Origin of the sequence: Caballeronia sp. SEWSISQ10-4 2 (assembly GCF_030464885.1) — a bacterium.
Classification (GTDB): Bacteria; Pseudomonadota; Gammaproteobacteria; order Burkholderiales; family Burkholderiaceae; genus Caballeronia.
In genome coordinates this window covers 1-16,059 of sequence record NZ_JALPRJ010000001.1, presented here as the reverse complement: position 1 = coordinate 16,059, position 16,059 = coordinate 1, and the positions used below count along the sequence as shown (strand labels likewise).

Genomic DNA, 16,059 nt, shown 5'->3' with positions numbered 1-16,059 from the left:
CAGGCGATGCAGATTCGAAGGGTAGTCACCGGACACAAGCCGAACGGCGAGGCCACGATCCTGATCGACGAACCGTCTAACGATGTTGTCAGCTTCCGTCCAGGCGCCACCGTCTGCAATATCTGGTCGGCAGCGTTGCCGGCCGATAACGACGACCCGAACGACGGAGCGAAACAGATCGTGGGCACTGCGATGAAAGGGCGCTCGGTCTTCCGTGTCATCGAATACGCGCCGGGTGTCGCGCCGCGCAATCATCGGACCGATTCGATCGACTACGCCATCGTGCTCGCCGGTGAGATCACGATGGAAATCGATCACGAGGCCGTGGTGCTGCGCGCTGGAGACGTGCTCGTGCAGCGCGGCACGATTCACAACTGGGTCAATCGAGGTGATGCGCCATGTGTCATTGCTTTTGTCCTGATCGATGCCGCGCCGGTGACGATCGCGGGCGACGCGATGAGCGCGGTCGGATGATGCAAAGACACCGGTCGTCGGTACTGGTCACCTGCCGGTGATTCACAGCCGCACTGCCTGCATGATTCGCAAATTTATGAATGAAGATCCTCAGCAGTTGAACACTATGAAAGGAAATATGATGAAGCCGATTAGGCGGGTGCTGATTGTGGGTGGAGGTATCGGCGGTCTGTCATTGGCCGTCGCATTGGGGCGCCGGGGAATTCAGGCTGAGATCGTCGAGATCAAGTCTGAACACAACGTCTACGGTGTGGGCATCATCCAGCCCGGTAATGCGCTGCGTGCGTTGAACGGTCTTGGGCTGATGGAGCGTTGTCTCGCCGAAGGGCTTCAGATCGACTACTACGTGATGAACGACAGTGACGGCGAGTTCATTGCCAGAATGAAGCTGCTGCGGATCGCCAGTCCGGATATTCCGGCCGTCAACGGTTTGCCGCGCACGGCGCTGCACCGCATCCTGACGGAGACGGCTACGGCTCTTGGCGCGAGGATTCGGCTGGGGTTGAGCGTGCAGGCGCTTGAACAGGTCGGCGACGAGGTCGATGTCACTCTGACCGATGGTTCACGGGAGAAATATGATCTCGTCGTGGGGGCAGACGGCATCCGCTCGCGGGTCCGGTCGTTGCTATTCGGTAATCAGTTCGACCCTCAATACACGGGTCACGGTGTCTGGCGTTTTACGACCACCCGACCCGCTGAGATCGACCATCAGATCATGTATTTCGGTGTGGGGGTTAAAGCGGGGATCATGCCAGTCTCCAAGGACCAGATGTATCTCCTGCTGGTCACCAACGAACCCGGCAATCCGCGGTTCGAAGCCGATCAGCTTCCGCGCCTGCTGCGCGAACGCCTGCAATCATTTACTGCGCCTCTCGTCAGACAGATCCGCGAACAGATCGAAGACCCGGCACGCGTCATCTATGGTCCGATCGAGGAGGTCATCATTCCATCGCCCTGGTACAGAGGCAGTGTGCTGCTAATCGGCGATGCCGCGCATGCCTCCGGTCCACACGTGTCGCAGGGAGCGACCATGGCGATCGAGGATGCCGTCGTGCTGGCGGAGTTGATCTCGGAGGGTGAGGGCGTGGAGAAAACGCTCGCGAGGTTCATGGAACGCCGCTATGAGCGTTGCAAATTCGTGCAGGACATCTCGCACCAGATCGGACAGGACGGCAATCTCGACGACCCCGTCCTTTGCGAACTGCGCAACGAGCGAATGCGCGCTGCCTTCCAGGACCCGCAGCCGCGGCCGCACGAACGGCGCCTCGCGGAGCCGATCTAGATAGTGTCGGAGAACGGTGAAGGGAGCAGGTTCACTGGTCATCTCTTGCGCGGCGTTCGCGCGGTTGCCGATAACTTGTCCGTGCTTTTGTCGCTCGCCGCTACGTTGATTGCGGCGGAGCCCATCACCAGATCGGTGACGAAGTCGCAAAATCGTTCCTTGAATGCGGGGGCGTCGACTTCGTTGCCGAACAATGCAGTGAAGACAGGTTTCGCGCTGAACATGAATTCGCAAAGCGCAGCAATCGAAACGTGAATAAACCGCGCGTCTAGTGGATAGGCTTGTCCGGTAGCATGTTCACCGCTCAGGAGCGTCTGCAATTCGCCGATGGAATGCCGGAACCTGTCGAGCGCTGCATCACGCTCGGGGCCGATCGTGTTGAAGAGATAGTCGACCACCAGACGATGATAGTGCGGGTTGCTCCCGAAAAAGTCCAAAAAGATCGAGATGCGCAGACGCAGGCGATCTCTGACGGAACCGTCGCGGACGTTGGAGGCGATGAAGCGATTGCGCAGTTCCTCCGTGATCTGGATGGCGACCACCTTGAGAAGATCCGGCATCTGGCCGAAGTAGTAGCGGATCAACCGCTTGTCGATGCCTGCCAGCAGCGCTACCTGCTGGAACGTGATCTCTCCCGGCGGTACGGTTTTCAGTGTCTCCCGCGCCGCGGCCAGGATGGCTTCCTTGCCGACGGCCCCAGACGTGGACGGGCGGCCCTGGGGGCGTCGAGTCTTTTCAGTTTTTCGAGCTGGCATATCCGGGTGGTTCTTTTCCTGGTGGTGAAGGGTAATCGTACTCGGGGATTGGAGCATCTCAGCGGAATTATGCCCAACCCGCGATTGTAGTGAGGACGAGGTTGGCGGTACCCGTAGTCGAAGCATATTGACATTTCCCATAAATGGGAATTAAATCATTGACAGTGTTCAGCGGATAGGAGAGAAAGTCAATGCTCGAGCTTTATCACACGGTGAACTCCGTCTGCGCCCAGAAAGTCAGGATCGAACTGGCAGAAAAGGAACTGGATTGGGAAAGCCATCAGATGACCTTACGTGGCGACCAGTTCGACGAGGCCTATCTCAAGCTCAATCCGAACGGGGTGGTTCCGACGTTGATCCATGACGGACAGCCCGTCATCGAATCGTCGGTCATCCTCTACTATCTGGAGGATTGTTTTCCTGACGTGCGGTTGATGCCGGAAGACCCGATGGATCGCGTTACCGTGCGGCTATTCAACAAGTTCATTGACGAGTACGTGCATAACGCGTGCACTGTGCTGACTTTTGCTATCGCATTCCGGACACGCTTCCAGAAAATGGATCCGGTCAACCGCGAAAGCTATCTATCGGGCGCACCGAACCAGAAGCGTTCCGACTACAAGCGCGATGTGATAGCCCAAGGCATGGACTCGAAATTCTGTGTCGAGGCAGTTGGGCATTTCATCAAGCTATTGCAGTGGATCGAACGTGCAACGCTCGATCATGACTTTCTGGCCGGCGACAAATTCTCGCTCGCGGATATCGCGGTCATACCCTATGTGATCCGTCTGGACATGTTGCGCCTCGCGCCAATGTGGCATTCCTATCCTCATGTGGCGGCATGGTACGAGCGCATGCGAAAGCGTCCGGCGGTCGAGCGCGCAATCGTCAGCAGCATGGCGGCGGTGGATCGGGCGCCGTTCGAAGAGATTTCCGTCGATCCCTGGCCAGACATCGGCCGCATGGTGGGACAAGCTTAGATTCATTCATCGTCGGAATCGACGTTCAATAATAACTGCCCTCGTCGACGGGCAGACGATATCAGGAGACTTGACGTGTTGACGGTAAAAGCAATCGTTCCCACTGAGGAGCATGCAACCCATTCGCCGGCAACAGCGGCCGATGCCAATCATGCGGCCGCTGCGGCAGAGATCACCGCACGTATCGAGCGACTGCCGTTCTCCTCCTGGCATGTGCGCCTGGTTACCGTGGTCGGTATCGCGCATCTGCTCGATGCGTTCGACTCGCTGGCCATTGCGCTCGTGCTGCCTGTACTGATCGAACTCTGGCACTTTTCCCCGGGTCAGGTCGGTCTGGTTTTTTCCATCGGGTATCTCGGGCAGATCGTCGGAGCGATCGGCTTGAGCTGGTTGTCGGAACGCTTCGGGCGCCTTCGCGTACTGCGTCTCGCGCTGGGCATCATGGCCGTTCTTAGCCTGGCGACCGCCTTCGCCGGCAGCTACATGACCTTCGTTATCCTGCGCCTGATCCAGGGACTGGGGCTCGGTGGCGAAGTGCCGGTTGCCGCCACCTTGGTCAACGAACTAACACCGGCCCGTTTTCGTGGCCGCGTTATCAGTTCGTTACAGAGCATATTCGCCGCGGGTCTTTTTCTGACGTCATTCGCCGCGGTCTGGCTGATTCCGCAGTTTGGCTGGAAATCGATGTTCTACCTGGGCGCGCTGCCGGGCTTGCTGATATTTGTGATTGGCGGCGTGGTCCCGGAATCGCCGCGATGGCTCGCGTTGCGAGGCAGGATCGATGAGGCCACCGCGGCCACGGAGCGTATCGAGGCGGCCATATCGAAGCAGGGCACGCGAACCCTTCCGGCGGTCGGCCCGCTCACACTTCATCCGATACGGCGACACGGCCGATTCGCGGATCTATTCCGCAACGGCTACGCGGTTCGTACCGTCTGCATCTGGGTTCTGATGTTCTGCATGTCCGCATGTGGCAATGCGCTGATCACCTGGCTGCCGACGATCTACAAGACCGTCTATCACGTCACTCTTACCAACACGTTCCTGCTGAGCAGTGTGCTGGGCATCGCGGGCCTGTCTGGTGCCATTACGAGCGTTCTCGTGATCGACAGCATCGGCCGTCGCCGCACTTTCATGTTGTCGTTGTTCGGCAGCGCCGTGCCGCTGATCGCGCTGGGGTTGGCCGGCCAGGTGCCGATGCTCGCGGTGGTGTCGTTGCTGACGGTGAGCAACTACCTGCTCGCAATCGGGCTCGGTAGTATCCATACCTATGCCACTGAAATTTATCCGACCCGAATGCGGGCGCTAGGTGCAGGCGCGGCCATGGCCTGGCTGCGTGTCGCCCAGGTGGTGAGTCCGCTTGTGATTGGAGCACTCCTTAGCCACATCGGCGTTGGTGCGGTGTTTCTCTTCCTTGCCGCGATGGGATTGATCGGTGGCCTGACGGTTGCCGTTGCCGCGATCGAAACCAAGGGCCGCATTCTCGAAGAAATCTCCGTTTGAAGCTGTCTTTGCGACAGCGTGGCCGCTTCGGAGAATTGGAATAAGCGGCTTTTTCGCTTTATTGAATGGAGATAAAAATGGCTATATTGGGTGTGCAAACAGTGGTGTTCGGCGTCGACGATATGGCGCGCTGCACACAGTTCTTCGATGATTTTGGCCTGGTGAGAGGAGATACCGAAGAAGATACCGATGCCGTAGAGTACAAACTACGCGAAGGTTCGAACGTGGTTCTGCGGCAAAGTGCAGATTCCTCGCTGCCGCCGTCTTTCGGTTCGGGTCCGGGTGTCCGGCAGGTTATCTGGGGAGTCGATAGCCAGGAAAGCCTCGACGCGATCGAGGCTGACCTGCGTCGCGACCGTGCCGTCGAAAAAGACGCTAACGGGCGGATTTATTGTCTCGACGATGCGGGGTTGTCAATCGGGTTTGGTCTTTTCGAGCGCCAACCGCTGATTTCGGACGAGGAGCTGGTCAACTCGCCTGGCCGCTCGCTGCGCTGGAATCGCCACCGTAAATGGTTCAAGCGGGCGGCGCCTCAGCTCATCCATCATGTCGTCTTTGCCTGCCCGGATTACGAGAAGGCGGCCCGGTTCTATCGGGATCGACTTAAGTTTCGCGTAACGGATGTTTCGCGCGATCGCGGCATATTTCTTCGAGCCGACGGACGGTCCGATCATCACAACCTGTTCTGGCTAAAAGACACGCGCGCCCGATTTGTCCATATCTCGTTCGGGGTAGAAAATCTGGATGAGCTTGTGGCTGGTGCGAATCATATGCAACGCACGGGCTGGACGAGCAACCTGGGGCTCGGGCGACACCGGCTTTCTTCGACGATTTACGCTTACATCAACAATCCAGCAGGCGGTGAGGCGGAGTATTCGGCCGATACCGACTGTCTGGACGATCGCTGGCAACCGAGGACATGGAACCCGCCGTTTGCAAATCAGCATTGGGTTGCGAATCTGCCGGAGTTTCTGATCAAGCATCCCGAGGAAGATGTGAGGCTGCTGGCCGAGATCGATCCCGAACTGGCCAGCATTCCGGAGTAGCCGGAAGGTTTGCATCAGAACGGCCAGCCTTAAAACAATCGAGCAGGCGGCCGTTCATCGGGGAGCGGCTAGAACGAGTGCCGGATGCCAAGCATGCTGCCCGCCTGACTCATCCCTTTGCCTGGCGTGGACGCTCCGCCGCCGCTTACGGAATAAGCGGCTTTAGCGCTGTTCTGCAGAAAACCAAGTTGCGCATACACTGCCGTGCGTGGCGACAAAAGGTAGGTGGCGCGGGCCACTTCCATGCTTGCTCGCGTATCTTGCTGGCGATCGATAATCCGCTGCAGCAGCATGTCAAAAAACAGGGCCGGCGACATCTGATAGTCCGCCTCCAGCGCATATTGATTCGACGTAATGGTGGGTGTTGTCGTTGAGGCTGAGTTCACGTGACGATTCAGCCATACTGCCCCGAAGGTGAACTTGCCCACCTTCGCATACCCGTCCAGCACCAGACGCGCGTCCCGATTGCCGCTGCTGGTCAAAGCAACGGGTGTCAGGCCGTTGAACAGGCTGGCCGCGGCACCTGGACCACCATTCTGACGGTCGTAGCTCGCAGCGGCGCCCCAGTTGCTGGTGTCGTATTTCAGCAGGAGCGACCATTCCCGGCATGCCGCGGCATTGCCGGGAATACTACCTGCGCACGTCCCCTCTCCGGGTGTATTGAATCCGTTTGCCGGCGACGCGTCGCGACCGAACGAGTAGCTTGCGCCGACCGTCAGACCTCCAACGTGCTTCTGATAAACGACCGTATTGTCGCTGCGAGGATTCGCAATCCATGCATCGAGCGAGGCCAGTCCATAGATGTTGGTGCCAACGAGATCAGCGGGTTGCAGCGACCAGAACAACATTGAATACTGCCGACCGAAGGTCAACGCACCGAGCGGACCGTCAATCCCGACAAAGGCTTGTCTGCCGAACAACCGGCCACCCTGATTGAGGCTGCCCGTGCCGGTTGCAAAACCGCTTTCGAGTGTGAACACCGCGTTGTAGCCGTCGCCGAGCGGCTCCGAGCCTTTCACGCCCCACCGTGAGGGTAGCTCGCCCGTGGTGCCTGGCATCCGCACGAGCGAACCGCCCGCTGGGTTCGCGTGATTCACATATTCAATGCCCGTATCGATGATTCCGTATAGCGTGACACTCTGGGCGCGGGCCGCACTACACCACGTTGAAGCGAGCGCAGCTACGAGAACGCCTGAGATCGCTGTGATCCGATTCATGCCTGTCTCCAATGTATATTTTAATAGTACTAATTGATGTGAAGCGGTTTAAAAAACATTTCACCCGAGCGTCTGGCGACCTCCGGCCTTTTCGCGTTCCCTTGGTGCGCGGTGGGCCACCGGCGCTTTCTCTATCGGGCAACTTCGCTGAAGATGCGACTACAGTTCTCGCGACCGAAACGCGCCAGACAGCGATGCTGAATCCGATCGCGTGCGCAAAGCCGTGCTTCGCATCACGAATGGGATTGCATGGATGAAATTTATATTCCTACAATGGGGAATTGTCAATTGACTGGTTGGGAAGGATTTCCCTTAGTCGTTGCACGAAGCGGCTCGGCCGATCTGACGACATGGCGGGGTGGTCAACTCCGTGGTGCCTTTGCTAACAGCGCGGAGCTTCCCCGGGAAGCCAGGCCCAGATCATCTGTGACGAGCCGTGAGGCATGACATCGAAAGTACGAGCAGAGGAGCGATCATGGCCAGGAAAGTCATCGTAATCTGCGCCTTGGACTCCGGTCCACGAATCCATCGATGTCGCCGCATCTTTTGGTCACTCCTGGGCAGATTGCTCATGCTGCAAACTACTTCTACGAGCAGGCGTCCCCAATGCCAAGCAGGCCAAAGCGGCCATCGGCGTGGCGGCCCTCAACTGCGGTACGCCTGAAGTCCGTCTGCCGTGAGGTCCATGCAGCGTAATCAGCAGCACCATCCGAGATCCACGGGAGTGGATAAGAAATGGGGAGGGACGGTTCAGTGTCGGGTGAACTCAGGCGATCTAAAATGAGGGAACCGCTTGGCGAAACAGGTCTCCAGCCTGCCGTCCGTGCCTGTTGATAGTCGATAAGATCGCAGCGATTGTTCACGAGGAAAGTCAACAATCGAGAAGCTGCGCTATGCGAAGACCGCGCCATCGACTTCCAGTTCGGCGCCACTAATATAGCCTGCGGCATCTGAAGATAGGAAGGCAACCGCAGCCGCAATCTCGTCGGGGCGCGCTACTCGCCCAAACGGAATCATTGCCGCGATCGCCGACTGGTCTGCCTCAGGAAGCCCGCGGAACATGGGCGTATCAGTTGGACCTGGCATAACCGCGTTCACTCGGATGTTCAGCGATGCAAGCTCGAGCGCCGCGTTTTTCGTCATACCTCGAACAGCCCACTTAGACGCTGCGTAAGCGAACTGTCCGGGCACGCCGCGCGTCGCGAGGCAGGAGGAGATATTCACGATCGCACCATGGCGGTTGCTCGTAAATGCGTCGACGACCGCTCTCATGCCGAGGAACGTGCCCAGTTGATTGACGCGGAACAGTGCCTCCATCGAGGCGACTGTTGTGTCGGTCATCACACCGTGCCGATGAATTCCTGCGGCGTTAACCAGGACGTCGATCTTTCCGAATCTACTTAGCGCCTGCTCTACGACCTCGCTCCAAGCCTGTTCCTGCGAGACGTCATGCTTGAGGAAAATTGGTCGCTTGCCCGGCGACGCCAGTTGCTCGCCTGATTGTGCGAGATCCGTGAGTACGACCAACGCGCCGTCGGCCAAAAATTGTTGTGCGATTGCAGAACCGATACCACCGTTCGCGCCGGTCACAATGGCTACCTTTCCTTCGAGAGAAGGGCGGGCCGAACGGTTCTCTTCAAATATCGCTTGCATAGCTAGATGTCCTCAAAACACGACATTGACAGTCGAGATCATGACGAGTGCCCGCGAGTAATCGATGAAGCGCATTTCATCTGGCTGTACTACTTCGAAATAGTGGTCGTCGGTATAGTACTTAACGAGGTCGTCGACGTTGTCGAACCACAGTTCCGCGATTCCATCAAAATGATGGTCTGGAAGATCAATGCCGGGGATCGTCGTGCCGGTGTTGTGCGCCTGCTCGTACCGCTTTACCAGCGATCTCGTGAACTCGTCTCCGCGAAGCAACGCCGCATGAATCTCTCGATGGTAGTTCACAAACTCCTCTCGAGTCATCGAAGCATTCCTCGGCAGCAATACTGTTAGTTTGATCAAAGCGCGTCTCCAATCATCTCTAAATCGCTGGACTTTTTCACGCAGGAAACAGGTTCTCTTTGCCGGCGAATACTGATGGGGTGCGCGCCGATGGCACTCGTGCGTGCAGCCGGCGCTCCCACTTTGCTAGCTCTCCCGCCGTCCCGGATAACTCTGAACGTAGTCGAGAACTTCGATGTTCCGCTCCTCCCGCAGAGCGCTGGCAATCTCGGCTTCGTACGTCTTCCGATAGGGCTTGCTAAACAGGTTCTCCATGAAATAGTCGATGTCGCAGGACCAGGCTTCGTAGATCACCAGCGATGTCGGATCGTCCTTCGAATGATGCACCCATGCGTGAACGAACTCTTTCTCCGCGCTCATCGCATCCCCAACGTCCGAGAGCAAAGCCTTGATCCTGTCGAGTTTCTCAGGCTTGATCTTCAGGTGGACCACAGCGGCGAAACGGTCTTTCATCTCCATCTCCTTGAATCACAGAACTCACAAAGAATTCGTTCTCGTCGCCACGAATGTCCGCCTCAGTGGCGATCCTGACGCGACGGGAACGTGTGCCCCTAACCAATCCGCCTTCTTATGCGTTAAACCCTCCATCAATCGTCAGGCTGGCACCTGTCACAAACGCCGCCTCCGGACTCGCGAGCCAGGCAACCATTCCTGCGATTTCGTCCACGTGAGCAAACCTCGGTAGTGCAAGCATCTGCCGGAAGGTCGGCGCATAAGGGCCGTCGGACGGATTCAGATCGGTATCCGTGGGACCGGGTTGAACGTTGTTGACTGTGATCCCCCTCGCACCAAGATCGCGAGCCAGTCCGCGGGTGAATCCGGCTACGGCTGCCTTCGTCAACGCGTACACACTACCTCCTTCAAACGGCATTCTGTCGGCGTTACAACTTCCGATGGTGATGACGCGCGCCCCTTCCTTCATATGTCGTGCCGCAGCTTGCGAGGCCACGAACACACCGCGGACGTTGATTGCCATCATGCGTTCGAAATCTTCGGCCGAGAACTCATCGATATGCGAAACAACAATGATGCCGGCGTTGTTCACGAGAATATCCATGCCGCCCCTTTCCCGCGCCACCTGATCGACCGCAGCGGTTACAGCTTCAGGCACTGCGCTATCCGCTTCGATTGCCCACGCCTTGCCACCCTCGTCCTTAATCGCACGCAGCACGTGATCGGGCCCGTCGAACGCACCTGGATAGGTGATCGTGACGTGCGCGCCTTCCCTGGCAAGACGCTGAGCGATGCCAGCGCCAATCCCGCGTGCGCCTCCGGTTACTAGCGCGACCTTTCCTGTTAGCTTTCCCATCTAATGTCTCCGTTCCGTTCGTCAAAAAAGGATGTTCCGCTTCTGATCCGCTCCGGTAGCTCGTTCGATATGAACGGACCCTTCTCGCAATGTCGCGTCAAACATCATTGACTGCTTGAGTGTCAAACACTGTGCACCTGCACTTGACCTGGGGCTAGAAGGAATAGGTGATCCCGACATTGGCTCCGAAAGTTCCTCCGGATGGCAAATACACAGGCCCATCGTTGGAAAGACCCGTGTTCATCTTTCCGCTATTGTTCACATAGCCGAACTGTGTATAGAGCATCGTCCGCTTCGAGAGGAAATACCGCATACCGGCAGAGGCGAGGATCGAATGATTGCTCGAGTCGTTGCCGTCCCGAGTCAGCCACGCACCGGCGTCGAGAACTAGCGCGGGGGTCGCGGTATAACTTACGCCGCCTCCATACACACGGCTGTCGAAGGATCCCGCAACCCTGAAAGTCACGAACGCCGCCTTGAGTGTCAAATTGCCGAATGCATAGCCCGCCCCAATGGTGCTTCCCGTGAACGCTACCGTCGAGATTGCCGGAGCAGAAGTATTTGCATCTCCTGCGTCGCCGCGATAGAAGGCCGCGTTTGTGAAGAAGCCGTTCCGGTTATAGGTCAGGCTTCCCGAGTACTGCCTTGCAGCCCGGAAATTACCTGCCTCTCCACCGAGGGCGACCATGACACTTCCCTGCAGTCCTGCAAAAGTCGGACTCGAGTAGGTAATCGCATTGGAGTTAAACAGCCCGGTCGTGATGACGTTGTCCACGTAGATTGGCGCGAGCGAGCCGAAATCTGATGCTCCACGCGCATCCGACTCGATTAACGCGAGGACGAATGGAGAAAATTGCACGCCTGCCGTGGCAGAGCCGAAATTGCCCGCTAGTTGGACCCATGCCTGCCGGCCGAACAGGTTTCCGTTCGAGTTGCCTAGACCGCCATTTGCGGTCTTAAGACCGCTCTCGAGTTTGAAAGAAGCCTTGATTCCTCCCCCCAAATCTTCGATACCCGTCATGCCAAATCTCGATCCAAAAGCCTGACCATCAATCATCGCGATCTGACGACCTCCGTCGCGGCCTGTCGATGGATTCAAGGTCTTGCTTGAATAAGACAATGCGTCATCGATGATTCCGTACAGCGTTACGCTGCTCAGCGCGTATGCACAGCCTATCGATCCCGCGAACAACGCTGGCGCGACGGCGCCGCGCAGACCCATCCTTATGCGGTTGTTTCGCCTCACCCTCTGTCTCCTTTCTTATCCCCTCTTTTATATAGTTATGCTATGTATAATAATTTCACGCGACAGACATATAGATGGCACAACTCCGAAATTTGAAGAAGGGCTCGGCAGACAATGGAGCCGTACAGGATCACGTGGGCGAGAATCGTGAAGGCGGAGCAGTGTCCGCACGATTCTCGAATATCATCGATCTATGAACGCGTATAGTTCGAGAAGCTTTCCGTCTCGTGTAATCGCAATGTCGACGCCCGTTACGACCGTTCGATCGTCTTCAGGACCAAATCCCCAAGCGAGGCGCCCGATTCCATGCATGACTTCAACTGGTCCACGCTCAACAAACTCGAAATCGGGAAATCTTGCCTGTAACGTAGCGACCTTGCGGTTGATGGCGTCGAGTCCGACAATTCGGCCATCGGGATCGACGAAGCAGCCCTCCGGCAGCCAGATGGTTTCCAGTTCCTTCATGCGCGCAGCAGAATCTCGCTCGCCAAAAATGGCGAGCAGGTTTCGGCTCAGAAGCTCATTCACCGAGAAATGCATCGTGGACTCCTTTGAGTAATTTGGGATCAGGTTGAGCGATAGTGCGACTGGCATACGATCCTTCGTGTTGAAGGTTGCTGGACCAGTTAGTGTCGGGCGGCCAACGATACGGCGAAGCTGTCTTCCAGCAGCAGGAAGCTTGCGATCTTCGCGCCGGCGAACGTGAGCACGATTGCAAACTCGCTGTCGATCAGTTTCCCAGTGGCTTTGATCCGCGAGTGCACGTGACCAAGAATGACAGCGCGATCGTCGCTTGCGAGAACCTCCTTGATATCGAAGCCGATGTCTTCGACCATCATTCGCGCATCTCGAACAAAATGCGAGACTGCTTCGCGCCCTGTCTTGCGCCCGATCCAGGGCAGCGCGCCTGGGTCGCCCGGAACATTCCAGTCGAGATCGGGTGTACACAACGACGCAATCTCATCAGGCGCCGCACCCGAGCGCAGTCTTTCAAGAAACTGCTGAGCGAGACGAAATTTTTCTTGCGAGCCCATCGTATTTCTCCTCCTGATGCCGCCCCCACATTCGGTTGAGCGCGGCGTCGAAAGATCAGACCTGCGCGAGTCCACCATCGACGAACAGCTCGGCGCCCGTTACAAAACTGGCGTCGTCGGATGCCAGGAAAGAGACCGCCTTGGCGATCTCGTCGGGAGTGCCAACCCTGCCAAGCGGAGTCGTCCCGGAGACGTCCTTGGAGTACGCGTCAATCTGCTCATCACTCATCCCGAGTTCGGTCTTGTAGGCGGGCGTGATGATGACTCCGGGGGCGACCACGTTGACGCGGATGTCACGGCCTTTGAGATCGTTTGCCCAGGAGCGCGTGAAGGCCCGCAAGGCCGCCTTGGTAGCGGCATAGACACTGAACGCGGGTATGCCTTTTACCGCTGCGATCGATCCTGTGATAACGATCGCACTACCCGCGGGCATGAATGGCAATGCGCTTTGGACTGTGAACAACGTGCCTTTCACGTTGATGCCGACATATTTGTCGAATTGTGCTTCGGTGATCTCGCCAAGGGGCACGAATTCGCCGCCACCAGCATTGGCATAGAGGATGTCGATTCTTTGGTGAGCCTCCGACACGGTCTCCACAACGCGTTCAAGGTCGGCCGCAGAGGAGATGTCGCCGCGAATCGCGCGCGCGCCGTGGCCGATTTCCAATACTGCGGCATCCAGTTCCGCCTGACGTCGCCCGGTGATGAACACCGTGGCGCCTTCTCGCGCAAGGCGCTTGGCGGTGGCCAGACCAATCCCGGTGCTGCCGCCGGTCACAAGCGCAACCTTGCCCGCGTGCTTGGTGGAATGAATGTTGTCGTAGAGTGAGGCTGTCATTTCAGGGTTCCTTGGCTATCTGCATGGACGAATGACCTCAGCTTACATTGCGTACACGTGTAGATAAATACGTGTATTGTGGGCACTCTACGCACATGCGTGGATAATTGGAGGTGGTTCGATGGACCATTTGCAGGCAATTCGTGTTTTTGTCCGCGTTGTTGAGACAGGAGGCTTTGGGCGGGCTGCCCTTTCTCTGAATATGCCCAACACCACGGCAAGCAAATGGGTCAAATCGCTGGAAGCGCATCTTGGTGTAAAGCTGCTTGAGCGCAATACGCGGCGGGTCAGTGTGACGAGCGATGGCACTGCTTACTTTGAGCGCGCGAGGCAACTGCTCAGTGAACTCGATGATCTCGAGGCCACACTCGGTCGGGAACAGGCGAGCCCACGCGGGGTGCTGAGAGTCGACGTTGGAGGATCGACCGCAAGCTGTATCCTCATTCCCCAATTGCCGGCCTTTCTTGCGCGCTATCCCACGATGCGGATTCAGCTTAGCGTCACTGACCGTACTGTGGATCTCGTCGCAGAGAACATAGACTGTGCAATTCGAAGCACCTCCGATGACCCGGACGTCGTCGCGCATTCGATCGGCACGGCTGCATGGACGACATGTGCAAGTCCCGCTTATCTCGCGAAGTACGGTAGACCGAAACATCCGCAGGAAATCGTGGATAAGGACATGCCTGTTGTTGGATATTTCTCTGCAAGTACGGGTATGACGCAGCCCCTTGCCTTTCGCCGCGGCGAAGAGACGATAACGCTCGATCGCGTACGCAATGACGTTCTTGTCAGCGAGAGCAATGCACACCATGCAGCCGCACTGGCTGGTCTGGGGATCGTCCACACCATGGACTTCATGGTTCGCTCGTCCATTGAGGAAAAACAGCTCGTGCCCATTCTCGCGCAATGGCGGCCGGATCCGCTCGAGGTGTATATCGCATATCCGCCTAGCCGACGATATAGCACCAAGGTCAGGGTGTTTGCTGATTGGGCAGCTTCATTGTTCGCGTCTGCGTGAATTGGCAGACAACCGTCAACCGATCGCCGGCGCTACGACGCCAACCTCAAGATTCGCCAGTCGAAATATCTCAATAATCTTGTCGAGCAGGACCATCGGGCGATCAAGCGACGAACGCGGCCCATGCTGGGATTCAAGACTTTTCGCTGTGCCCGAATCTTTCTGGCCGGCGTCGAACTGATGCGCATGATCGTGAAAGGACGGATGAAGTTCGCTCGCGGAGCCCATCTGTCGGCCGCGGATCAATTCTGCAAACTTGCTATATAAGCAGTATTTCGCATATCGATCTCGCTCGCGTCTCGATCCTTGCCGCAACAAAGCCCGCTGTCATGCTTATCTAGTAGAAGTGCGTTGCACATGGCGCCTAGAACTGGCGGTAGCCTATCCTGCCATCACTTTTTCAATGCTGTATTTCGGCTGCAGAATTCGACATTTTCTGCGACGTTGATCCGCTGAGTTTGCGTGGTCACCCGTGCGATTCCGTGGGTTCTGTGCCAAAAGTCTGTCAGCGCGGCGGAGAGATTGGGATCATTGCGTCTATCGAGTCGGCGGGATCGACAATGTCAGTATGTTGACTCCGATCCCGAAGTTCACGAGGTCATCCGGGCGATTTTGAGCAGGACTATTCTGCGGCCACGCCGGCGTATAGCCTCAGTCTGACAGGTTTCCGCCACATGTAGGCTAGCTCACGTTCGCCGGTTTGCGATGTGCGCGCGAGAAGTCCGCAGAGCTATCGGGTCAAGTTTGCCGGGATGGTCGATTGAGGTTTGCCGGCGCTCCGTTGGGGATTGCTCACTACGGGATGCTGGTTGGCAGGTGACGCGCGTTTAGCCGCACGTCACTACGCGTCAGTTTGCTTGCTCATTGCCTCTGGGCTGCGAAATGTCCATCTGCGAAAGGCGATGGTTGGGGTAGGGTAGAAAGAATATTTTTCTGTTCCACCGGTTTCCTGCGTATTCCGCCCAATTCCGATCGTGCAGTTCCACCGTCGGAGGGGGTATTGACGAGCCGTTTCGCGATTCGCATGATGGTCCAAAAACGATGCATGGGAGCGAATCGTGCCGGGTGCAAAGAGCTACACACGGGCGCGCAGTGGGATGAGTTTGTCTATGCACTTGAGGCGCTAGCCCGAACTTTTACCCGTCAATTAGCCGGAACGCACGTTAGCACTGGGTTTCGGCTATTTTTGAAAGGTAAATGTAGCCATGTAAATGCATGTTTTATCCTTGATTTTTCCGTTATATATGCTTTACTTGGTGTTCATGTATATCGAACACGTCCCCAACCGCAACTCGCCACCCGCGATCCTCCTGCGCGAGTCCTATCGCGACGGCAACAAGG

At 57.2% G+C, this 16,059-nt stretch carries 16 protein-coding genes and 1 pseudogene; 7 read left to right on the top strand and 10 right to left on the bottom strand.

Annotation, left to right across the window (positions count from 1 at the left end; all coding sequences use genetic code 11):
• Nucleotides 1–6 precede the first annotated feature (6 nt).
• Together M0D69_RS00085 and M0D69_RS00080 are read left to right on the top strand one after the other, a co-directional pair.
• Complete coding sequence (locus M0D69_RS00085) at nucleotides 7–474, top strand: cupin domain-containing protein (protein WP_301780081.1); 468 nt, start codon at nucleotides 7–9, stop codon at nucleotides 472–474.
• A 118-nt stretch (nucleotides 475–592) separates the two neighbouring features.
• A complete protein-coding gene (locus M0D69_RS00080) occupies nucleotides 593–1,756 on the top strand; it encodes an FAD-dependent monooxygenase (protein WP_301780080.1) in 1,164 nt (387 codons plus the stop codon).
• Between the two features lie 38 nt (nucleotides 1,757–1,794).
• Here M0D69_RS00080 and M0D69_RS00075 read toward each other — a convergent pair whose 3' ends face one another.
• Nucleotides 1,795–2,637 (bottom strand): TetR/AcrR family transcriptional regulator, encoded by an 843-nt coding sequence (locus M0D69_RS00075; RefSeq protein ID WP_301780079.1) that lies wholly within the window; start codon nucleotides 2,635–2,637, stop codon nucleotides 1,795–1,797.
• Between the two features lie 65 nt (nucleotides 2,638–2,702).
• Here M0D69_RS00075 and M0D69_RS00070 point away from each other — a divergent pair, with 65 nt between their 5' ends.
• From M0D69_RS00070 to M0D69_RS00060, 3 genes are all read left to right on the top strand, one after another.
• A complete protein-coding gene (locus tag M0D69_RS00070; protein ID WP_301780078.1) occupies nucleotides 2,703–3,491 on the top strand; it encodes a glutathione S-transferase family protein in 789 nt (262 codons plus the stop codon).
• Nucleotides 3,492–3,566: 75 nt separating this feature from the next.
• The gene (locus M0D69_RS00065; protein ID WP_301780077.1) at nucleotides 3,567–4,994 is read left to right on the top strand and encodes an MFS transporter; all 1,428 of its coding nucleotides are present in this window, start codon (nucleotides 3,567–3,569) and stop codon (nucleotides 4,992–4,994) included.
• A gap of 77 nt (nucleotides 4,995–5,071) precedes the next feature.
• Complete coding sequence (locus M0D69_RS00060; RefSeq protein ID WP_301780076.1) at nucleotides 5,072–6,040, top strand: VOC family protein; 969 nt, start codon at nucleotides 5,072–5,074, stop codon at nucleotides 6,038–6,040.
• Nucleotides 6,041–6,108: 68 nt separating this feature from the next.
• Here M0D69_RS00060 and M0D69_RS00055 read toward each other — a convergent pair whose 3' ends face one another.
• The 9 genes from M0D69_RS00055 to M0D69_RS00015 all read right to left on the bottom strand — a co-directional run bounded on the left by M0D69_RS00055 (nucleotide 6,109) and on the right by M0D69_RS00015 (nucleotide 13,697).
• Nucleotides 6,109–7,257, bottom strand: coding sequence for a porin (locus M0D69_RS00055; RefSeq protein ID WP_301780075.1), 1,149 nt, complete (start codon nucleotides 7,255–7,257; stop codon nucleotides 6,109–6,111).
• Nucleotides 7,258–8,148: 891 nt separating this feature from the next.
• Nucleotides 8,149–8,910, bottom strand: coding sequence for an SDR family NAD(P)-dependent oxidoreductase (locus tag M0D69_RS00050; protein ID WP_301780074.1), 762 nt, complete (start codon nucleotides 8,908–8,910; stop codon nucleotides 8,149–8,151).
• 12 nt (nucleotides 8,911–8,922) lie between these two features.
• A complete protein-coding gene (locus M0D69_RS00045; protein WP_301780073.1) occupies nucleotides 8,923–9,270 on the bottom strand; it encodes an EthD domain-containing protein in 348 nt (115 codons plus the stop codon).
• A 126-nt stretch (nucleotides 9,271–9,396) separates the two neighbouring features.
• On the bottom strand, nucleotides 9,397–9,723 hold the full coding sequence (locus tag M0D69_RS00040; RefSeq protein ID WP_062089694.1) for a putative quinol monooxygenase: 327 nt from the start codon (nucleotides 9,721–9,723) through the stop codon (nucleotides 9,397–9,399).
• A gap of 115 nt (nucleotides 9,724–9,838) precedes the next feature.
• Entirely contained in the window at nucleotides 9,839–10,579 is a 741-nt protein-coding gene (locus tag M0D69_RS00035; RefSeq protein WP_301780072.1) for an SDR family oxidoreductase, read from the bottom strand.
• A gap of 154 nt (nucleotides 10,580–10,733) precedes the next feature.
• A complete protein-coding gene (locus M0D69_RS00030; protein WP_301780071.1) occupies nucleotides 10,734–11,801 on the bottom strand; it encodes a porin in 1,068 nt (355 codons plus the stop codon).
• Between the two features lie 207 nt (nucleotides 11,802–12,008).
• Nucleotides 12,009–12,419 carry a nuclear transport factor 2 family protein gene (locus M0D69_RS00025; protein ID WP_301780070.1) on the bottom strand — a complete coding sequence of 137 codons (411 nt, stop codon included), beginning with the start codon at nucleotides 12,417–12,419 and terminating at the stop codon, nucleotides 12,009–12,011.
• A 32-nt stretch (nucleotides 12,420–12,451) separates the two neighbouring features.
• Nucleotides 12,452–12,859, bottom strand: coding sequence for a nuclear transport factor 2 family protein (locus M0D69_RS00020; protein WP_301780069.1), 408 nt, complete (start codon nucleotides 12,857–12,859; stop codon nucleotides 12,452–12,454).
• 55 nt (nucleotides 12,860–12,914) lie between these two features.
• Nucleotides 12,915–13,697, bottom strand: a complete 783-nt coding sequence (locus M0D69_RS00015) for a glucose 1-dehydrogenase (protein ID WP_301780068.1) — start codon at nucleotides 13,695–13,697, stop codon at nucleotides 12,915–12,917.
• Nucleotides 13,698–13,818: 121 nt separating this feature from the next.
• On the opposite strand from M0D69_RS00015, the gene M0D69_RS00010 reads away from it, so the two are divergent.
• Together M0D69_RS00010 and M0D69_RS00005 are read left to right on the top strand one after the other, a co-directional pair.
• Nucleotides 13,819–14,718 (top strand): LysR family transcriptional regulator, encoded by a 900-nt coding sequence (locus M0D69_RS00010; RefSeq protein ID WP_301780067.1) that lies wholly within the window; start codon nucleotides 13,819–13,821, stop codon nucleotides 14,716–14,718.
• Nucleotides 14,719–14,763: 45 nt separating this feature from the next.
• Nucleotides 14,764–14,985 (top strand): annotated as a pseudogene (locus M0D69_RS00005) (DDE-type integrase/transposase/recombinase); the annotation flags it as partial.
• Nucleotides 14,986–16,059: the final 1,074 nt, after the last annotated feature.

Excerpts from the sequence above, each read along its gene's own strand:
- M0D69_RS00030 (WP_301780071.1), bottom strand. The coding sequence starts at position 11,801 with ATGGGTCTGCGCGGCGCCGTCGCGCCAGCGTTGTTCGCGGGATCGATA.
- M0D69_RS00070 (WP_301780078.1), top strand. The coding sequence starts at position 2,703 with ATGCTCGAGCTTTATCACACGGTGAACTCCGTCTGCGCCCAGAAAGTC.
- M0D69_RS00080 (WP_301780080.1), top strand. The coding sequence starts at position 593 with ATGATGAAGCCGATTAGGCGGGTGCTGATTGTGGGTGGAGGTATCGGC.
- M0D69_RS00020 (WP_301780069.1), bottom strand. The coding sequence starts at position 12,859 with ATGGGCTCGCAAGAAAAATTTCGTCTCGCTCAGCAGTTTCTTGAAAGA.
- M0D69_RS00075 (WP_301780079.1), bottom strand. The coding sequence starts at position 2,637 with ATGCTTCGACTACGGGTACCGCCAACCTCGTCCTCACTACAATCGCGG.
- M0D69_RS00050 (WP_301780074.1), bottom strand. The coding sequence starts at position 8,910 with ATGCAAGCGATATTTGAAGAGAACCGTTCGGCCCGCCCTTCTCTCGAA.
- M0D69_RS00060 (WP_301780076.1), top strand. The coding sequence starts at position 5,072 with ATGGCTATATTGGGTGTGCAAACAGTGGTGTTCGGCGTCGACGATATG.
- M0D69_RS00055 (WP_301780075.1), bottom strand. The coding sequence starts at position 7,257 with ATGAATCGGATCACAGCGATCTCAGGCGTTCTCGTAGCTGCGCTCGCT.
- M0D69_RS00040 (WP_062089694.1), bottom strand. The coding sequence starts at position 9,723 with ATGAAAGACCGTTTCGCCGCTGTGGTCCACCTGAAGATCAAGCCTGAG.
- M0D69_RS00025 (WP_301780070.1), bottom strand. The coding sequence starts at position 12,419 with ATGCCAGTCGCACTATCGCTCAACCTGATCCCAAATTACTCAAAGGAG.
- M0D69_RS00085 (WP_301780081.1), top strand. The coding sequence starts at position 7 with ATGCAGATTCGAAGGGTAGTCACCGGACACAAGCCGAACGGCGAGGCC.
- M0D69_RS00010 (WP_301780067.1), top strand. The coding sequence starts at position 13,819 with ATGGACCATTTGCAGGCAATTCGTGTTTTTGTCCGCGTTGTTGAGACA.
- M0D69_RS00035 (WP_301780072.1), bottom strand. The coding sequence starts at position 10,579 with ATGGGAAAGCTAACAGGAAAGGTCGCGCTAGTAACCGGAGGCGCACGC.
- M0D69_RS00015 (WP_301780068.1), bottom strand. The coding sequence starts at position 13,697 with ATGACAGCCTCACTCTACGACAACATTCATTCCACCAAGCACGCGGGC.